At 48.7% G+C, this 15,353-nt stretch carries 15 protein-coding genes and 1 tRNA gene; 8 read left to right on the top strand and 8 right to left on the bottom strand.

Features of this window, described 5'->3' with window-relative positions:
* Nucleotides 1-10: 10 nt before the first annotated feature.
* Both feoB and NYE29_RS02585 read right to left on the bottom strand, forming a co-directional pair.
* A complete protein-coding gene (gene feoB, locus NYE29_RS02590; protein ID WP_340894223.1) occupies nucleotides 11-2,023 on the bottom strand; it encodes a ferrous iron transport protein B in 2,013 nt (670 codons plus the stop codon).
* On the bottom strand, nucleotides 2,020-2,262 hold the full coding sequence (locus tag NYE29_RS02585) for a FeoA family protein (RefSeq protein WP_038587302.1): 243 nt from the start codon (nucleotides 2,260-2,262) through the stop codon (nucleotides 2,020-2,022). Before NYE29_RS02585 ends, feoB begins: the two co-directional genes overlap by 4 nt.
* A gap of 211 nt (nucleotides 2,263-2,473) precedes the next feature.
* Between NYE29_RS02585 and NYE29_RS02580 the strand changes: the two genes are divergently transcribed.
* The 3 genes from NYE29_RS02580 to NYE29_RS02570 all read left to right on the top strand — a co-directional run bounded on the left by NYE29_RS02580 (nucleotide 2,474) and on the right by NYE29_RS02570 (nucleotide 5,917).
* A complete protein-coding gene (locus tag NYE29_RS02580; protein WP_231578387.1) occupies nucleotides 2,474-3,463 on the top strand; it encodes an aldolase catalytic domain-containing protein in 990 nt (329 codons plus the stop codon).
* A 180-nt stretch (nucleotides 3,464-3,643) separates the two neighbouring features.
* Nucleotides 3,644-5,770: a putative bifunctional diguanylate cyclase/phosphodiesterase gene (locus NYE29_RS02575; RefSeq protein WP_340894219.1), complete on the top strand. Its 2,127-nt coding sequence runs from the start codon at nucleotides 3,644-3,646 to the stop codon at nucleotides 5,768-5,770.
* Nucleotides 5,771-5,843: 73 nt separating this feature from the next.
* Nucleotides 5,844-5,917, top strand: a tRNA-Gly gene (locus NYE29_RS02570).
* Between the two features lie 75 nt (nucleotides 5,918-5,992).
* Here NYE29_RS02570 and NYE29_RS02565 read toward each other — a convergent pair.
* Together NYE29_RS02565 and NYE29_RS02560 are read right to left on the bottom strand one after the other, a co-directional pair.
* Complete coding sequence (locus NYE29_RS02565) at nucleotides 5,993-6,133, bottom strand: hypothetical protein (protein WP_340894218.1); 141 nt, start codon at nucleotides 6,131-6,133, stop codon at nucleotides 5,993-5,995.
* 469 nt (nucleotides 6,134-6,602) lie between these two features.
* Complete coding sequence (locus NYE29_RS02560) at nucleotides 6,603-6,767, bottom strand: hypothetical protein (RefSeq protein ID WP_340894217.1); 165 nt, start codon at nucleotides 6,765-6,767, stop codon at nucleotides 6,603-6,605.
* A gap of 280 nt (nucleotides 6,768-7,047) precedes the next feature.
* Here NYE29_RS02560 and NYE29_RS02555 point away from each other — a divergent pair, with 280 nt between their 5' ends.
* Complete coding sequence (locus tag NYE29_RS02555) at nucleotides 7,048-7,395, top strand: hypothetical protein (RefSeq protein ID WP_340894216.1); 348 nt, start codon at nucleotides 7,048-7,050, stop codon at nucleotides 7,393-7,395.
* 421 nt (nucleotides 7,396-7,816) lie between these two features.
* Here NYE29_RS02555 and NYE29_RS02550 read toward each other — a convergent pair whose 3' ends face one another.
* The gene (locus tag NYE29_RS02550) at nucleotides 7,817-9,172 is read right to left on the bottom strand and encodes a dipeptidase (RefSeq protein WP_340894215.1); all 1,356 of its coding nucleotides are present in this window, start codon (nucleotides 9,170-9,172) and stop codon (nucleotides 7,817-7,819) included.
* Between the two features lie 157 nt (nucleotides 9,173-9,329).
* Nucleotides 9,330-10,010, bottom strand: a complete 681-nt coding sequence (locus tag NYE29_RS02545) for an SDR family NAD(P)-dependent oxidoreductase (protein WP_340894214.1) — start codon at nucleotides 10,008-10,010, stop codon at nucleotides 9,330-9,332.
* A gap of 114 nt (nucleotides 10,011-10,124) precedes the next feature.
* Here NYE29_RS02545 and NYE29_RS02540 point away from each other — a divergent pair, with 114 nt between their 5' ends.
* The 4 genes from NYE29_RS02540 (at nucleotide 10,125) to NYE29_RS02525 (ending at nucleotide 12,584) form a co-directional block, all read left to right on the top strand.
* Nucleotides 10,125-10,580: a winged helix-turn-helix transcriptional regulator gene (locus NYE29_RS02540; RefSeq protein ID WP_340894213.1), complete on the top strand. Its 456-nt coding sequence runs from the start codon at nucleotides 10,125-10,127 to the stop codon at nucleotides 10,578-10,580.
* 43 nt (nucleotides 10,581-10,623) lie between these two features.
* A complete protein-coding gene (locus NYE29_RS02535) occupies nucleotides 10,624-11,577 on the top strand; it encodes an RNA methyltransferase (protein ID WP_340899590.1) in 954 nt (317 codons plus the stop codon).
* Nucleotides 11,578-11,611: 34 nt separating this feature from the next.
* Nucleotides 11,612-12,229 (top strand): NUDIX hydrolase, encoded by a 618-nt coding sequence (locus tag NYE29_RS02530; protein WP_340894212.1) that lies wholly within the window; start codon nucleotides 11,612-11,614, stop codon nucleotides 12,227-12,229.
* 202 nt (nucleotides 12,230-12,431) lie between these two features.
* On the top strand, nucleotides 12,432-12,584 hold the full coding sequence (locus NYE29_RS02525) for a hypothetical protein (protein ID WP_179091807.1): 153 nt from the start codon (nucleotides 12,432-12,434) through the stop codon (nucleotides 12,582-12,584).
* A gap of 204 nt (nucleotides 12,585-12,788) precedes the next feature.
* On the opposite strand, the gene NYE29_RS02520 is transcribed toward NYE29_RS02525, so the two are convergent.
* Together NYE29_RS02520 and abc-f are read right to left on the bottom strand one after the other, a co-directional pair.
* Nucleotides 12,789-13,262 carry an ASCH domain-containing protein gene (locus NYE29_RS02520; protein ID WP_340894210.1) on the bottom strand — a complete coding sequence of 158 codons (474 nt, stop codon included), beginning with the start codon at nucleotides 13,260-13,262 and terminating at the stop codon, nucleotides 12,789-12,791.
* Between the two features lie 34 nt (nucleotides 13,263-13,296).
* Nucleotides 13,297-15,309 (bottom strand): ribosomal protection-like ABC-F family protein, encoded by a 2,013-nt coding sequence (gene abc-f / locus NYE29_RS02515; RefSeq protein ID WP_340894209.1) that lies wholly within the window; start codon nucleotides 15,307-15,309, stop codon nucleotides 13,297-13,299.
* Nucleotides 15,310-15,353 lie beyond the last annotated feature (44 nt).

Raw genomic sequence — 15,353 nt, 5'->3', positions numbered from 1 at the left:
GTTGCAGATTCTACGACCATCCCAATAAACGTCCGCCCTGGAAAATAACCAGAGATACGATATATGCCAGTACGAGGGAGTAGCCCATGGAGAAGAAGGTCCACTTCCAGGACGCTGTTTCCTTCTTAATAACCCCTACAGTAGCCAGACAAGGAATATACAACAGGATAAAGGCCATGAAGCTGATTGAGCTTAGCGGAGTAAAGACTTGGGAAATTTGTCCTTCCAGTCCAGCAGCATCCGGAGCATGATAAATGATGTTCATGGTAGATACTACGACCTCTTTGGCCAGGAATCCGGGTACAAGCGTTGAGCCTGCCTGCCAGGTCCCAAAGCCAAGCGGGGATAGCAGTGGTGCAATCATTCCCCCGAATTTTGCCAGGAAACTGTGATCCATTTCAACGTTGAATCCGCCGGGACCTGCGTAAGACATCAGCCAAATAATTACCGAGCCGGCGAGGATAATAGTTCCCGCCTTGCGCAGAAAGCCCTTGCCCTTCTCCCAGGTACTGCGGCCAAGCGCTTTGAGCTGCGGCATCCGGTAAGGAGGAAGTTCGATAATAAAGATGGACGATTCATTCTTAAACAGATGTTTGGAGAACAGCTTACATAGGATTAGGGCAAATACGACACCCATAACATACATTGCCAGTACGGCAGTGGCCTGCTGGGCCGGAAAGAAAACCGCTGCAAACAGCAGGTATACCGGAAGTCTTGCTGAGCAGGACATGAGCGGCATCAGCAGTGTGGTCAGCATACGGTCTTTGGGCTGTTCAATACTGCGCGCAGCCATAATGGCCGGCACATTGCAGCCGAAGCCGATAATGAACGGGATGAAGGCTTTGCCGTTAAGACCCATCCGCTCCATCGTGCTGTCCATCAACAGGCAGACACGCGCCATGTAACCGGAGTCCTCGAGGAAGGAGATCATCAGGAACAGGATGAAGATCTGTGGAACGAAAACAACTACACCACCAACACCGCCGATAATACCGTCTACAATAAGCGCATGCGTGAAGCCGGAAGCTCCAATCGTTTGAAGCAGGGAAGTGGCGCCTTCACTGATCGGACCGGAAATCCATCCGTCTACAATATCCGATAAAGGTCCGCCTACCCAGTCAAAGGTTGTTTTGAACATCGCGTACATAAAGGCGATAAACAGAGGTAATCCCAAGAAACGGTGTGTCAAAATGGAGTCGAGTCTTTCCGTCAGATTATGCGGTTTCTGTGCTGTTGTATCCATCGCCGCCAGACATACGGCACGAATATAATCCATACGGATTGAACGAATCCATTGCGGAAGGGTCAACGCCAGCTTCTTGTTCTGTAGTTCGCTTTGACAGTTGTCGCAAATCATCAGCAGGCGGTCCGTATTTACACGTTTCTTGAGCAGTTCAAGGACGACAGGATTTTGTTCCATCAGCTGGAGCGCGACCCAGCGGCGGTTTGGTAAACCCGGGGTATGCTGTAATTCCTGCTCAATCGAAGAAATGGCCGCTTCAGCCAATTCACCATAATCAAGTTTGAAGTTGACCGGGGGAATTGTCGTTCTTTTCTCCAGAACACTGAGCACTTGTCCGCTTCCTTTGCCGGTTCTGGCGATCAGGGGCAGCACGGTAATGCCGAGACGCTCTTGCAATATTTCATGATCTACAACAATGCCCCGTGCTTTGGCGACGTCGATCATATTCAGACCGAGCACGGTAGGTTTGCCGTATTCCAGCAATTGCAGGGTAAGCAGCAGGTTCCGTTCCAGCTGGGAGGCATCCACAATATTGATCAGGGCCTCCGGCGATTCATCGATCAGGTATTGGGCAGCTACCCCCTCATCCCGGGAGAGCGGATGCAGCGAATAGATTCCGGGCAAGTCGATCAGCTTTCCTGCACCGTTTTTCAGGCTGCCGACTTTTTTCTCCACGGTTACACCGGCCCAGTTCCCTACATATTCATAGGAAGAAGTAAGTGTATTAAAAAGTGAGGTTTTCCCTGTATTGGGATTTCCCAAAAGTGCTATTGAACTCATGATACATTCACCTCAATGCGGGAGGCTTCCTTCCGCCGAATGGCAAACAGCTGGCCGTTGCACTCCAGAGTAACAGGCCCCCAGAAAGGTCCTTTTCCCTTGAGCCGGATATTAACGCCTTCGGACACCCCTAGATCAGCCAGACGGCGCCGTAATATGGGGTTCATTCCTTCTATTTTATGGATGGAGCCTGTAGAGCCCGGTTGTAAACGCAGTAAGGAGCAGGATGTAGAAGCCATTTTCTATCCCTCCGAGAGAGACTGATAATCAATCTCATTCATTTTCTTGTACTGTAGCATTTCGCATAGAGATTTACTGTGATATATGTCATTGTCACGTTGTTGTGAAAAAGGATATGAAAGAAACCTGGAATTTTCTTTACAACTTCTTCTTCACTAAAGTATGATTGTACGATAATGATTGCATAGTAAGTCTATGGTGGCGGCAATAATGAAGGATATGTGGAAGGGAGAACAAATAGTGAAGAGTAATCAGAGTAAAATTGTAGATTGCACCATTCGTGACGGAGGACTGGTGAACAACTGGGATTTTAGTGTTGAATTTGTGCAGAATCTGTACGCCGGATTGAACGAGGCCGGTGTTGAGTATATGGAAATCGGATATAAAAATTCGCCGAAGCTGCTTAAGGGAGCGGAGGGAGCAGGCCCGTGGCGTTTTCTGAACGATGATTTCCTGCGCAAGGTCATCCCGCAAAAGGGGAACACCAAACTTTCCGCGCTTGTAGATATCGGCCGCGTGGATGTTAATGATATTCTGCCGCGCAGTGAGAGCATGCTGGATCTCATCCGTGTAGCCTGCTATAGCAAGGATGTGGACAAGGCCTTGCAGCTGGTGCAGACCTTCCATGATCTTGGGTATGAGACAACGATCAATATTATGGCTTTGTCGAATGTGATGGAGAATGAGCTGCTGGAGGCATTTGAACAAATCCGCGAGAGCGTGGTTGACGTTGTATATATTGTAGATTCTTACGGTAGCCTGGATCATAATGATATTCATTATCTGGTGGAAAAGTTCAGAACGCATTTGCCGAATAAACGTTTGGGCGTACATACCCACAACAATCTGCAATTGGCCTTCTCCAATACTCTTATTGCATCCGAGAAGGGTGTAGAACTGCTTGATGCTTCCTGTTACGGCATGGGCCGCGCCGCAGGCAACTGCCCGACCGAGCTGCTGGTTACCCATCTGAAAAATACAAAATATACGCTGCGGCCTGTTCTGGATATCGTTGAGCGGTTGATGATTCCTCTGCGCGAGAAGGAAGAATGGGGATATATTATTCCTTACATGATCACCGGAACACTGGATGAACATCCGCGCTCTGCAATGGCGCTGCGTTCTTCGGAAGACAAAGATAAGGCTGTAGAATTTTATGACAAGCTTACAACTCCTGAGGTGAACTTCGGAGATAAATAATTGACTACATGCAGAAGCACTGACCTCTACGCCAGGGGAAGGTGCTTTTTTGCTGTTTTTTCTTTTTATAATGCAGAAAGCTGAATGTAACTTTATGGGGTAGCCAAGCCGATATTTATACATAGGACTTAATATATCCGTATATTTTAAAATAGATATCATTTCAGACGCGAGGGACTTATGAGACAAGAAGAGAGAAAGACCATTCAAGCGGCTATAGTAGGAGCTGTGCTGTTCCTTCTAATTCAGATTTTTCGTACACCGCTCAGTAATATTGAGAATCAGAATTGGCTTTCGGCCCTCTATCTTATGATTGGCTGTTGCAATATTGCTTTTGGTTTCGCAATTTTTGCTCAGGGCTGGCTGTTTTTCTCCGATAAATTATCCAAGGCAAGACTTTACACCTCTGCTTTATTTTTTGGAGTATGTATTTTTGATTTCTTACACACGTTAAGCTTTGCAGGTATTCCCGGGATTTCTTCGTATATTACTTCAGAACAATCGCTTTGGCTGCTCACCTTCTCCCGTTTGGCAAGTGCACTTGGAATCCTAGTTATTTTTAGCAGAGAGGACCAGCCGGTATCTGTTAGAGGCAAGAAGAAGGTCTTCAGTGTTGCTATATTGCTGATTGTGCTCTCTTTGGGGGGAGTAATCTTCAGCCACTCTATTGCTGCGGAACAGTGGGGTTATTCATGGATTAACACACTAAAGCATGTTGTGGATATGGCCGTGCTTTTTGTTTATCTGCTTGGAGTAGCTATTATCGTGTACCCGGGCAAGATTGAAAAATCGGCGTCATTGCTCATTATTATCCGTGCGCTGATCTTCTTCGCCATGGGCCAGGTCTTTTTTATGAATCTGTTCAGTATCGGCGAGATGGATTATCTCTTTGGAATGCTTAGCAGCGGAGTAGCCTATTACCTTTTGCTTACCGGCGTCTACCGGCTGACAATTGAAGAGCCTTTTCATGAGAACCAACAGGCGGAAGCGCGGATCAATTATTTAGCGTATCATGATGAATTAACAGGACTGCCGAATAGAAGGTGTCTGATGCAGCGCACCGAAGAAATCGTTCAACGCGGTGAAAAAGACAAGACTCAGGGGTTCTCAGCGTTTTTGATTATGAATATCAACCACTTTAAGAACATCAATGATTCTCTTGGCCATTACGCAGGGGACCTGCTGCTGCAGAGGGTTGCAGAGCGCATAGGAAATGAAGTGAAGTCAAACGAAGAAATGTACAGCATGGGTGGCGATGAGTTCGCTTTTCTGATGACAGACCGCACCGGTGTGGAAAACTGTCTGGTCCGGGCAACAGAGCTTTTGCGGTTATTCGAAACACCGGTAAAGCTGGAGTCGGGAGAATATCACATTTCACTAAGTCTCGGAATGAGCATTTACCCTGGAGACGGGGATACAGCAGAAGAACTGATTCAGAACGCGGATACCGCTGTTCATAATGCTAAAGAACAGGGCGTAGAAATCCGCCGCTACATCCCGGCCATGCAGATGAAGGCCAAGGAACGCTTCAAGCTGGAGAATGATCTGCGCAGAGCGCTTGAACGCAATGAGTTCTATCTCGTCTATCAGCCGCAGGTGCAGCTGGATACCGAAGAAATTGTCGGGATGGAAGCACTGCTGCGCTGGGATCATCCCAAGCGCGGACTTGTTTCGCCAATCGATTTCATTCCGATTGCCGAAGAGAGCGGGCTGATTGTTCCAATCGGTGAATGGGTCCTTAGAACGGCCTGCCTCCAGAACAAACAGTGGCAGACAGCAGGGTACCGGCCGATATGTGTCTCGATCAACTTGTCCATGCGTCAGTTTCTTCAACCGAACCTGGACGGCAAAATTGCTGCCATTTTGCAGGAGATCGGGCTTGATCCTTGTTATGTTGATCTGGAAATTACCGAAAGCATGACTCTCGACAAAGAAACTGCCTTTGATCAGCTTAACCGTCTGAAACGGCTGGGGCTGTTCATCAGCATAGATGATTTTGGTACAGGCTATAGCTCGCTGCACTACCTGAAGAATATGCCGATCGACCGGCTTAAGATCGACCGGTCCTTTGTTTCAGAAGTTATGGAAGACAGCAACAACGCAGCGATTGTATCGACGATCACATCCATGGCGCATCACCTGAAGCTGAAGGTAACCGCTGAGGGTGTCGAGAACAAGGAGCAGCTGCAATTTTTACGCCAGCAGCATTGTCATGAAGCGCAAGGCTTCCTATTCAGCAAGCCAATCAAGGCGGCCGAATTTGAACAGGCTTTCCTCACACCCTTAATCCCATCACCGTCTTCGTAGCACTTCCGTGAGCCGATAGGGTTGCATTTTATTCATAGGAATGATACAATACTTTTTGTCTTCACTTCTCATTGCGGGTGTAGTTCAATGGTAGAACTTCAGCCTTCCAAGCTGATAGCGTGGGTTCGATTCCCATCACCCGCTCCATACACTTAACTTCGAAATCCTTGTCATGCAAGGGTTTTTTATTTGCGGAATTTTCGACATACGATAGGTGACAGTTCATTCATGGGGCAGTTCATGGGGCAAATTCTGTGCTATTTGATTCATTGCTTCAAGTGGATCAATCAGAGTGAGGTTGACTGCAACGGTCTCATGCGTGTACCGGTTAGTAGTCTCAAGCTTTGCATGTCTTAAAAACATCTGCATGTTCCTTTGAGCAGCTCCATGTTCTCGTAGCAGTGTCAGCGGCTGTGTGCCGGAGCCCGTGAAGCTTGACGTGAGGAAAACCGTGCTACTTCAAAAATTTGGCCCATGTGTTCGTCGCTGTACTCGGAAAATACATAACGCCTTTTCCACCGTGGAATATATACTGCTGTTTTCCTTCAACGCCTAACCACTTTCTACAAAGCAGCTTTTCCTTTTTCCACTGCCTTTCGTATGCCCTTAGTTCTTCCATGTACCATTTCGCATAGGCACCCAACCTTCAGACTCTACCGTTTTAACCTCGGTTTCAGCCTTATGCCTATCCTGGTCTATTGTGAAAAAATTAGATAAAATAGTCTGCCTAATAGTAAAAAAAGAACCAAAAAATGTCGAAAAATGGGTTTAATAAACCAAAAAAAATTATTCGTGTATAATATTCCTTGTGGTAAAAAAACTATAGAAAGGATTAAACTGTTAATTTTGTTTTTTTATAAATTAAAAAAATAAAAGGTGGAATGAAGATGAGTATTAAAAAAGGAGCACTATCAGTTGCATTATCATTATCTCTTGTCGGTGTAGGGGCAATAGCAGCTAATGCATAGGCATCCGACCAGGTTCCAAGTAAATCCAATTCAGTATCAGGACCTTTCGTAATCAGCCCTGAGCAAGAAGCTCTTCATGAAGAAAGCATTACGCCTACTGTAGCCATTAACTCAAGTGAAGGTACAGTTGGTAGCACAGAAAAATCAGCTGATGTCCAGAATATAACTTTAAATGGAGGCTTCTCGGAGCAGCATTTAATTACACCTGAACAAGAAGCCCTTCATCTCCTCAGCAATCCACCAACCGTTACCTTTGATACTACTAATAACTTTAAAAAGAGTGCAAACTCAGATGGTATTATTACTCCGATGTACTATACGGGGTATACAATAACAAAACTAGAACCTGCTCACTACATCATATCTGATGCCCAAGTTTATTTAAGTGCAAAGAAGACAGTGAATTTGACTTTAGTTCAGTATCCTTATTCAGGCCAATCAGGAACAGCACACCTTTTCTACAAACTAATAAAACAAGAAAGTGGAACGGATACATCTGAACTTGGAGTTAAGGATAATCTCGTCGACCACAATGTTACTATCTCTTTTTCTAACGTAGCTGCTGGATGGTATAAAATTCAAATTTCCAACTATAGTAGAGATAATGGACCAACTGCAGCAGGAAATGGCTATACAAATGATGGTAACCAACAATAAAGAATTTTAGATTCGCTGAAAAGCGGCTCTTTTCTTATGGCTTTAGCCATTTGAGTGCGTGAAACGCGCGAAACAAAAAACCACCCGCTATGCGGGTGGAGGATCGAGGGTTTGACCAAGCAATCGATAAACTGAGTGTAAAAGAGTATGAAGATCCATTCACGACAAAAGGAGAAAATAGAATTAAACCCGTTTAACGGGTAAGTGGAAGTGACTAATTACATTGAGCCTGAACAGATTTTTGGTCAGGCTAGCGTCTTTAGGCGCAGTTTAGGAACAGGTTTTTTATTTTGCACAGCGGGTTGGGATTGTTCTACTTAATGGCTATTAACGAATCAGAAAAAAAAGGCCGGATTTCCCTCAATAACGGGAAATCCGGCCTTTTTAGATAAACAACTCTCAGCGGAGAATGGCTTCTTGTTTAAACTGTCTTCAGGAACTCGACAATCGTAAGCAGTCCCTTATCGAAATTCTCCAGATTGAAATGCTCATCCGGAGCGTGCAGGTTTTCATCATCCAGTCCAAAGCCCATCAGAACAACCGGTGCTTGGAGGATACGCGAGAAACTTTCCATGATTGGAATGGATCCGCCGTCTTTGGTGAAGAGTGCACGAGTGCCGTATACCTTGCCAAAAGCGTCTGCCGCAGTCTGCAGAATCGGATTCGACGGGTCGATGTTGAAGGCGCGCGCTTTTTCCATTTGTTTCACATGCAGTTTCGCTCCGGCTTGGATATTCGCTTTCAGATGAGCTTCAACAACATCCAGAATATGCTGCGGATCCTGGTCGCCGACAAGGCGGCAGGTGATCTTGGCATGGGCTTCCTTAGGGATGACCGTCTTGCTGCCTTCACCCTGGAAACCGCCGTAAACCCCATTAAGTTCAAGGGTTGGACGGGCGCCGACACGCTCTACAAAACTGTAGCCTTCTTCGCCGTACAGCTGTTCAAGGCCGAGGGCTTCTCTGATCTTCTCTTCATTCACACCCTGTTTGGCGAACTCCTCACGCAGCAGAGGAGAAAGCTCAGGGACGCCATCGTAAAAACCATCGACGGCAACACGGCCGTTGCTATCATGCAGCGAGCTCAGCAGGGAAACGAGTGCATGCAGTGCATTTGGCACACCGCCGCCGTAGGAGCCGGAATGAAGGTCTGTCAATGCGGTGTTTACGCTGACTTCGAGTGAGCACAATCCGCGCAGCCCGGTGCAGATGGCAGGGCGTCCGCGTTCCAGCAGGGCTGTATCGGAGACAAGCACGGCATCCGCAGCCAGTTTGTCCTTGCTTGCTTCCAGGAATGGCGGCAGATTCACGCTACCGATTTCTTCCTCGCCTTCAATGCACAGCTTGATATTGATCGGCAAGGTGCCTTCCTGCTTAAGAATAGCTTCGATCGCTTTGATGTGCATGAAGACCTGGCCCTTATCGTCTGTTGCTCCGCGTGCGTACAGCTTGCTGTCACGGATTTCCGGTTCAAACGGCGGGGTTGTCCACAAATGAAGCGGATCCACCGGCTGGACATCATAGTGGCCGTATACCAGAATGGTCGGCTTGCCCGGCGCGTGAAGATAATCGGCATAGATTACTGGATGGCCCGCAGTGGGATGGATTTCGATATTCTCCAGCCCGGCGCGCTTCAGTGTGTCCATCAGCCAATGTGCGGCTGAATTGACGTCTTCCTTGTGCACGGACAGGGCGGAAATGCTGGGAATGGCCAGCCATTCCTTCAATTCGGCAAGCTGAGCTTCACGCTCAGTCTGAAAATAAGTTTCATAAGACATAGTGATATGTACCTCCTTGGAGTTCGCTGCGCAAAACAGGCAGTACAAGCCCTGAGCCTAGAGCTCAGGGCAATGCACCGCCGTCATGGTTTGGCAGTGTAATGCTTCCATTATACTGGAGAACTCACTATGGATCAAAATGGATTGGTGAAATGGATTACCAGATAATTGTGGCCGGAGTGACGCCTTGCGGGAAGGTATCCTCGGCTTGTGACTTGCTGGTGTATAAATCATACCATGCATCAGCGATAAGACCCGGGTCTGTAGCTGTACCTGGCTTAATGAATACACCGAGCGCTAAGTGAGCAACGTAGATCCCTTGAGGAGCAAGGTCGGTATGCAGGTTGTTGGCATAGTTGCGCAGCCCGCTTAGCGCAATACCGATATTGCCCATCATCGGTATGGGATAGAGGGAAGAGAGGCCGGTTGTGAATAGGATAGCCCCGTCTTTTTTGGCCAGCATTTCCGGTAAGACCTGCTCCACACTGCGGATAGCGCCTACTACCAGTGCCTGGAACGCATCAAGTGCATTTTCTTCCGTAACCTGTGATGCCGGAGTAGGCGGATAATTGCCGCTGGTTGGACTGAATTCCAGCACGTTGATGAAGCCATACTTTTCTTTGATCCCCTGGAAAGCGGCAGTCAATTGTTCTTTATTGTAAAGATCAGCAGGGAAGGCGGCCGCTTCGATTCCCAGCCCCTTTAATTCGTCCACCAGATGATTTAACTTGTCCGCATTGCGGGAAATTAAAGCGACTTGAAAGCCGTTTGTACCAAATTTCTTGGCAAGGGAGAGTCCGAGTCCCGGACCGGCCCCTACGATAGCGATTGTTTTCACTTGATACCAGTTCCCTTCCGGTTGTTGATTACTAACAGTAACCATGATAAACTTAGTTGGCTTGTGCAGCAAGAAGGCACTATTCTATGCTCAAGTTACATGGAGGTAACCATAATGGATCGATTATTGACTCAGCAAGACGGTCAGCTGCCGAAGCTTGAGGACTGCACCATAGCCCGGCAGATTCTGGACCGGGTTGGAGATAAGTGGAGTGTGCTGATTATCGTGAATTTAGGTGTGGAATCTTTGCGGTTCAAGGAGCTGCAGCGGCGCTCAGGCGGAATTTCGCAGCGTATGCTTACCCAAACGCTCCGCCATCTGGAGCGGGACGGAATAGTCTGGCGCAAAGCGACGCCTACCGTGCCTCTGACCGTTGAATATGGTCTTACAGCATTGGGTGAGTCCTTGCTGGAACCGCTGACCGCCCTTGTTGAATGGGTTAACGGAAATCGTGAAGAAATCGCCGGGGCGAGGATCAGCTATGACAACGGGCATACCGGTGCCGATACAGCAGAATTTCTAAATGAAACAGAAGCCCCGCCAGCAGCGGGAGCGATAGGAGCGGAATAACGTGTCATTGAATTCATATACAGATCTGAAAGAAGAAGCAAACATGCCTAATAAGGGCGGTAATCCCGCGTATATCTATACTTACGCATGCTCGGAGGACGAGCTTTCTTTATGCGGAATGGAGTTGCGCTGCCTGTTTGGCCGGGAGATTCCGCCTGCCCTTTTTGCAAGTGAGATTGAAGCGGATGTCAGCCGCAGCCCTTTTATTAAGGAACGGATTGATGTGATGTACGGGGGGGACAGCCTGCAGGAAATTTATAAGCAGACCGAGCAGGTGGAGTTGAACGGCAAAACCTTCAAGGTGATTTTTGTGAAGACCAATGATTTGTCCCCTGCGGATAAAATAGAGTATGATGAACGCAGAATTATTGAGCGGGAGATCGGCCTACGGATTGAGGGAGAAGCGGATGTGAACCATCCGGAGCTTGTATACGGTATAGTAACGCTAGGCGGCCGCTGGTACTTCGGGGCTTATCACAAGAACAAGGCAACCTGGTTCCGGCAGATGAAAAAACCGCGCAGCTATTCCATTGCGCTCAGCACAAGAGTGGCCCGTGCGGCTGTCAATATGGCGGTCCCAACTCCGGCAGGTGTCAAAGTCATTGATCCCTGCTGCGGCATCGGGACAGTAATGGTAGAGGCGCTGTCGATGGGTATCAATATCGTTGGCCGCGATATCAATCCCTTTATTGCGGCGGGAGCGCGGACGAATATTGCCCATTTTGGCTTCGAGGCTGAAGTGGCGCTGGGAGACATTGCAGACATTAAGGAACATTATGACACAGCCATCGTGGACATGCCTTACAATCTATATTCCAGCATTACCCCTGAGGAACAGTATGCCATACTCGTGAACGCCCGCCGGATTGCAGACAGGGTTGTCATCGTGGCTATCGAAGCGATGGATGAGATGATAGAGACAGCAGGATTTGAAATTATCGACCGCTGTGTTGCTAAAAAGGGGATGTTCTCCCGTCATTTAATGCTATGCCAATAATCCTTTTCGATATGTTAATGGAGGCGATAAAACTATGGAACAGAAATGGTTAACTTGGGCGAAGGAGATTCAGGGAATTGCCCAGACAGGTCTTACCTACGCCAAAGACGTGTACGACATCGAACGTTATGAAGCACTGCGTGAGCTGAGCGTGGACATTCTGGCGAATTATACGTTTGAGAGCAAGGAGCGGATCCGGCTCTCTTTTGCAGGTGAAGGCGGGTACAGCACACCGAAGGTAGATGTGCGCGGCGTTATTTTCCGTGAGGGGAAAATTCTGCTGGTCCGCGAGAAGCTGGACGGCAATTGGGCGCTTCCCGGCGGCTGGGCCGATATTGGATTGTCTCCGAGCGAGGTAGTCGTCAAGGAAATTTCCGAGGAATCGGGTTTTCAAGCGGAAGCAGTCCGTCTGCTGGCCGTGCTGGATAAGAAATTCCATAATCATCCCCCGGAGCCTTATCATGTCTACAAAATGTTTATCCTGTGCACAATTGTCGGCGGGGAGGCAGCGGAAGGCGTGGAGACCAGCGAGGTGGATTTTTTCGCTGAGGATGAGCTGCCTGAGCTGTCTGTGGAGCGGAATACGGCGGAGCAGCTGCGAACCATGTTTCAATTCTTGCACGATCCGCAGAAGCCGGTAATTTTGGACTAGTTAATTGCATATAATGTACGAAATAGATAAAATATAAGTTTTAATTGAGACAAAAATTGGTTAATATTAATTATGTAAGCCTTTCCATAGAATGACCGCTGAGCCTTTGTATCTAAAAAATATTTGGAAACACAACTTTTTGGGTCAGGCGGTCTACATTTTTTCCTCTACTGTGTCGATAAGAAATTTAGGAGGGGATCGCATGGAACAAGAAGAGTTAAGACTTCCGCTAACGCAGGAGAATGCAACACGTCCTGCAGAAGGTAATATTGCCACCGGACTGGTCTGGGGCATTCTGATTAGCATTCCTTTATGGATCTCGGTGGTTGGCTGGATCATGGGGATCTGGCACTAAACCTTAATCCTAAGGATACAACTTACACTAATTGTAACTATACAATGAAGGCTGTCTCTTCGTCATGAGGAAGCGGCCTTTTTTAATGGATCAAAACTTATTTCAACTTCGGAACGATACAAGGGTGTATACATAAGCAATGAACAAAAAATGGCTGTGCCTCCTTAACATAAGGAAGGCCAGCCATTTTTGAAAATATAAGAATTACTGAAGCTGTCTGATATCGACAATCTGAAAATTCTCGCAGACCACCTTCATCTGAAGATCAAAGGGTTTGTCATAGGCTTTGCGTTCCCTCGTAAAATACAGCTCATGATTGTAGCGCCATGATTCCAGGCTGCGGTCATCCTCGCCTTCGGAATAGGCAAACTCCGCAGTTACCTTGTCAAAAGGAATGACTTCTACCTTTATAGTTTCGATGATTGCCCGTGGTTCGCCGCTGGCATCCAGAAGGATGGAGTGGCCGTGGGCAAAGGGCTGGGTGAGTCCGCGGATTTCGTTCAAATCAAAATCGGAGGCGGTTCCTGTCTTAATTCCTTTCAGCACCAGCTCAAGCAATTCGTTGGCAAGCCGGGGATTGTCGCCGAAGGACCACGCGCTGTCATACAGTTCTGCAGCTTCGGGATGGGCTTTAATATAAGTATTCCAATAGGCCTCCACGGCCGGAATGTTTGTCATGGTTATCACCTTTGCTTTCTCTATGCTTAATATGCTATTGGTGTGTCTCTGCTTCGCTCAACCAGGACGCATAGAGGTCATCCAGCTTCTCCTGTGCGGCATCTCTAGTATGCTGAAGCTCAGCCAGTTTTTCCGCATCGCTGGCGATAACGGGATTCAGCATCTCAGCATCAATAAGGCCTAATTGCGCCTCCGCTGCGGCTATTTCCTGCTCCCGGGAGATACTGGAGCGCTGCTTGCGGGAATCGGTGGAACGTTCAGGTTTGGACCCGCTTTTTGCCGGGAGGCCGGATCGTGAATCCGCAGCCTCAGCTAGTTCAGCAGGGACTTTGGATTTGGGCAATGTATCCGGCTTCGGCACTTGTTTGCCGCTTTGGCCGCTCATTTCGGTTTGCAGCCTTGCAGTGGCAGCCTTTTCAGCCTGCTTTTCTTTATAATATTCGTAATTTCCAGAGAAGGAGGTGAAGCGGCCTTGATCAATCGCCCAGAGCTTGCCGAAGCAGCGGTTGATGAAATAACGGTCATGGGAGACCGCCAGCACCGTACCGGGGAATTCCTCCAGCGCTTCTTCCAGTGCTTCACGGGAATCAATATCCAGATGGTTGGTCGGCTCATCCAGAATAAGCAGATTTGGACGGCGGTGCATCAGTATCGCGAAACGCAGCCGTGTCCATTCGCCTCCGGAGAGATTGGTGATGTCCTTGAACACATCGCTGCCGTAGAACAGGAACCGGGCAAGCTGCCCGCGGGCTTCGCCTTCCTCAAGCCCGGCCTCCTCCCGGAAATAGCGCAGCACCGATTGTCCGCCGCCCTCCGGTACTGCCTCCTGGGCAAGATAACCAACGACAGCCCTTGATCCAAGGGTGCAGCTTCCGCTATCCGGGGACTCCTGGCCGAGTATCATCCGCAGCAGCGTACTCTTACCCGCACCGTTGCCGCCGATCAGTGCGGTAGTCTCGCCATATCGCAGGATATCACTGGCCTCTGAGAACAGCCTGCGGTTACCATAACCTTTGGTGATCCGGTCGAGGATGACGACCTGGTTGCCGGTCCGGTCATCCTGCTGCAGCTGCAAATCCATCGATTTGCGCTCCAAAATTGGACGTTTGACCTTGACCATCCGGTCCAGCGCCTTCTGCATCGAGGCCGCCCGGCGGTGGAAGGAAGGGTTCGGCGGATTGGAACGGTTGCCCCATTCAATCAGCCGTTTGATGCTCTCCTGCATCTGCTTGATTTTCTTCTGCTGTTCCTGGTAATCGGCGAACTGCTGAAGTAGACGGGTTTCTTTCTCCACTTGGTATCCGCTGTAATTCGTGTTATACGTGATGGCTTCGCCATCTTCAATCTCGATGACCTTCTTCACTACGGCATCCAGGAAATAACGGTCATGAGAGATTGCAAGGACTGTGCCGTCATAAGTCTGGAGGAACTGCTCCAGCCATTCTATGGCCTCCATATCCAGATGGTTGGTCGGCTCATCCAGCAGCAGGATATCGGGACGGCGCAGCAGCAGCTCGGCGAGGCCGACCTTTGTCTTCTCCCCGCCGGAGAGGGAAGCGAACCGGCGGTCGTATTGCCCGGTTCCAATTCCAAGGCCTGCCGCTACACGCTGGATTGAGGCTTCAATCTCATAACCTCCGGCTGCTTCGAACTTCTCCTGCAGACTGCCGTATTCCTTGAGCAGCCTGTTCCAGTCCTGTTCGTCCGTTCCGGCGTTCAGTCCGGACATTTCCTGCTCCAGTTCCCGCAGGCGCTGCTGCCACTCCAGGGGTTTCGCGAAGCTGCGCTGGAGCACGGCATATACCGTCTCGTCGCCGTCCGCTTCCTGGATCTGTGAGAGCAGGCCAATGATGCTGTTTCTGCGGATGGAGATTTGCCCTTGATCGGGACGTTCTTCACTGCTCAGCAGACGGAAGAGGGTGGTTTTGCCGCAGCCGTTGCGGCCGATCAGGCCAATTTTCTCACCTTGGCGGATATCGAAGGTGATATCGCTCAGCACAAGCTGGGCACCGTGGTATTTTTGGACGTTTTGACATGAAATGATCATAGGTATTCTCCTTTTAAGAATGCCCTGTCTCCGCTGTCTTTCAA

The sequence above is a fragment of the Paenibacillus sp. FSL M7-1046 genome, assembly GCF_038007405.1.
In the GTDB taxonomy this organism is placed as follows: Bacteria; Bacillota; Bacilli; order Paenibacillales; family Paenibacillaceae; genus Paenibacillus_AQ.
This window is presented reverse-complemented; position numbering and strand designations above follow the sequence as displayed.

Coding starts and splice junctions, on each gene's coding strand:
- feoB (WP_340894223.1), bottom strand. CDS start 2,023: ATGAGTTCAATAGCACTTTTGGGAAATCCCAATACAGGGAAAACCTCA.
- NYE29_RS02585 (WP_038587302.1), bottom strand. CDS start 2,262: ATGGCTTCTACATCCTGCTCCTTACTGCGTTTACAACCGGGCTCTACA.
- NYE29_RS02580 (WP_231578387.1), top strand. CDS start 2,474: ATGAAGGATATGTGGAAGGGAGAACAAATAGTGAAGAGTAATCAGAGT.
- NYE29_RS02575 (WP_340894219.1), top strand. CDS start 3,644: ATGAGACAAGAAGAGAGAAAGACCATTCAAGCGGCTATAGTAGGAGCT.
- NYE29_RS02565 (WP_340894218.1), bottom strand. CDS start 6,133: ATGTTTTTAAGACATGCAAAGCTTGAGACTACTAACCGGTACACGCAT.
- NYE29_RS02555 (WP_340894216.1), top strand. CDS start 7,048: ATGTACTATACGGGGTATACAATAACAAAACTAGAACCTGCTCACTAC.
- NYE29_RS02550 (WP_340894215.1), bottom strand. CDS start 9,172: ATGTCTTATGAAACTTATTTTCAGACTGAGCGTGAAGCTCAGCTTGCC.
- NYE29_RS02540 (WP_340894213.1), top strand. CDS start 10,125: ATGGATCGATTATTGACTCAGCAAGACGGTCAGCTGCCGAAGCTTGAG.
- NYE29_RS02535 (WP_340899590.1), top strand. CDS start 10,624: ATGCCTAATAAGGGCGGTAATCCCGCGTATATCTATACTTACGCATGC.
- NYE29_RS02530 (WP_340894212.1), top strand. CDS start 11,612: ATGGAACAGAAATGGTTAACTTGGGCGAAGGAGATTCAGGGAATTGCC.
- NYE29_RS02525 (WP_179091807.1), top strand. CDS start 12,432: ATGGAACAAGAAGAGTTAAGACTTCCGCTAACGCAGGAGAATGCAACA.
- NYE29_RS02520 (WP_340894210.1), bottom strand. CDS start 13,262: ATGACAAACATTCCGGCCGTGGAGGCCTATTGGAATACTTATATTAAA.
- abc-f (WP_340894209.1), bottom strand. CDS start 15,309: ATGATCATTTCATGTCAAAACGTCCAAAAATACCACGGTGCCCAGCTT.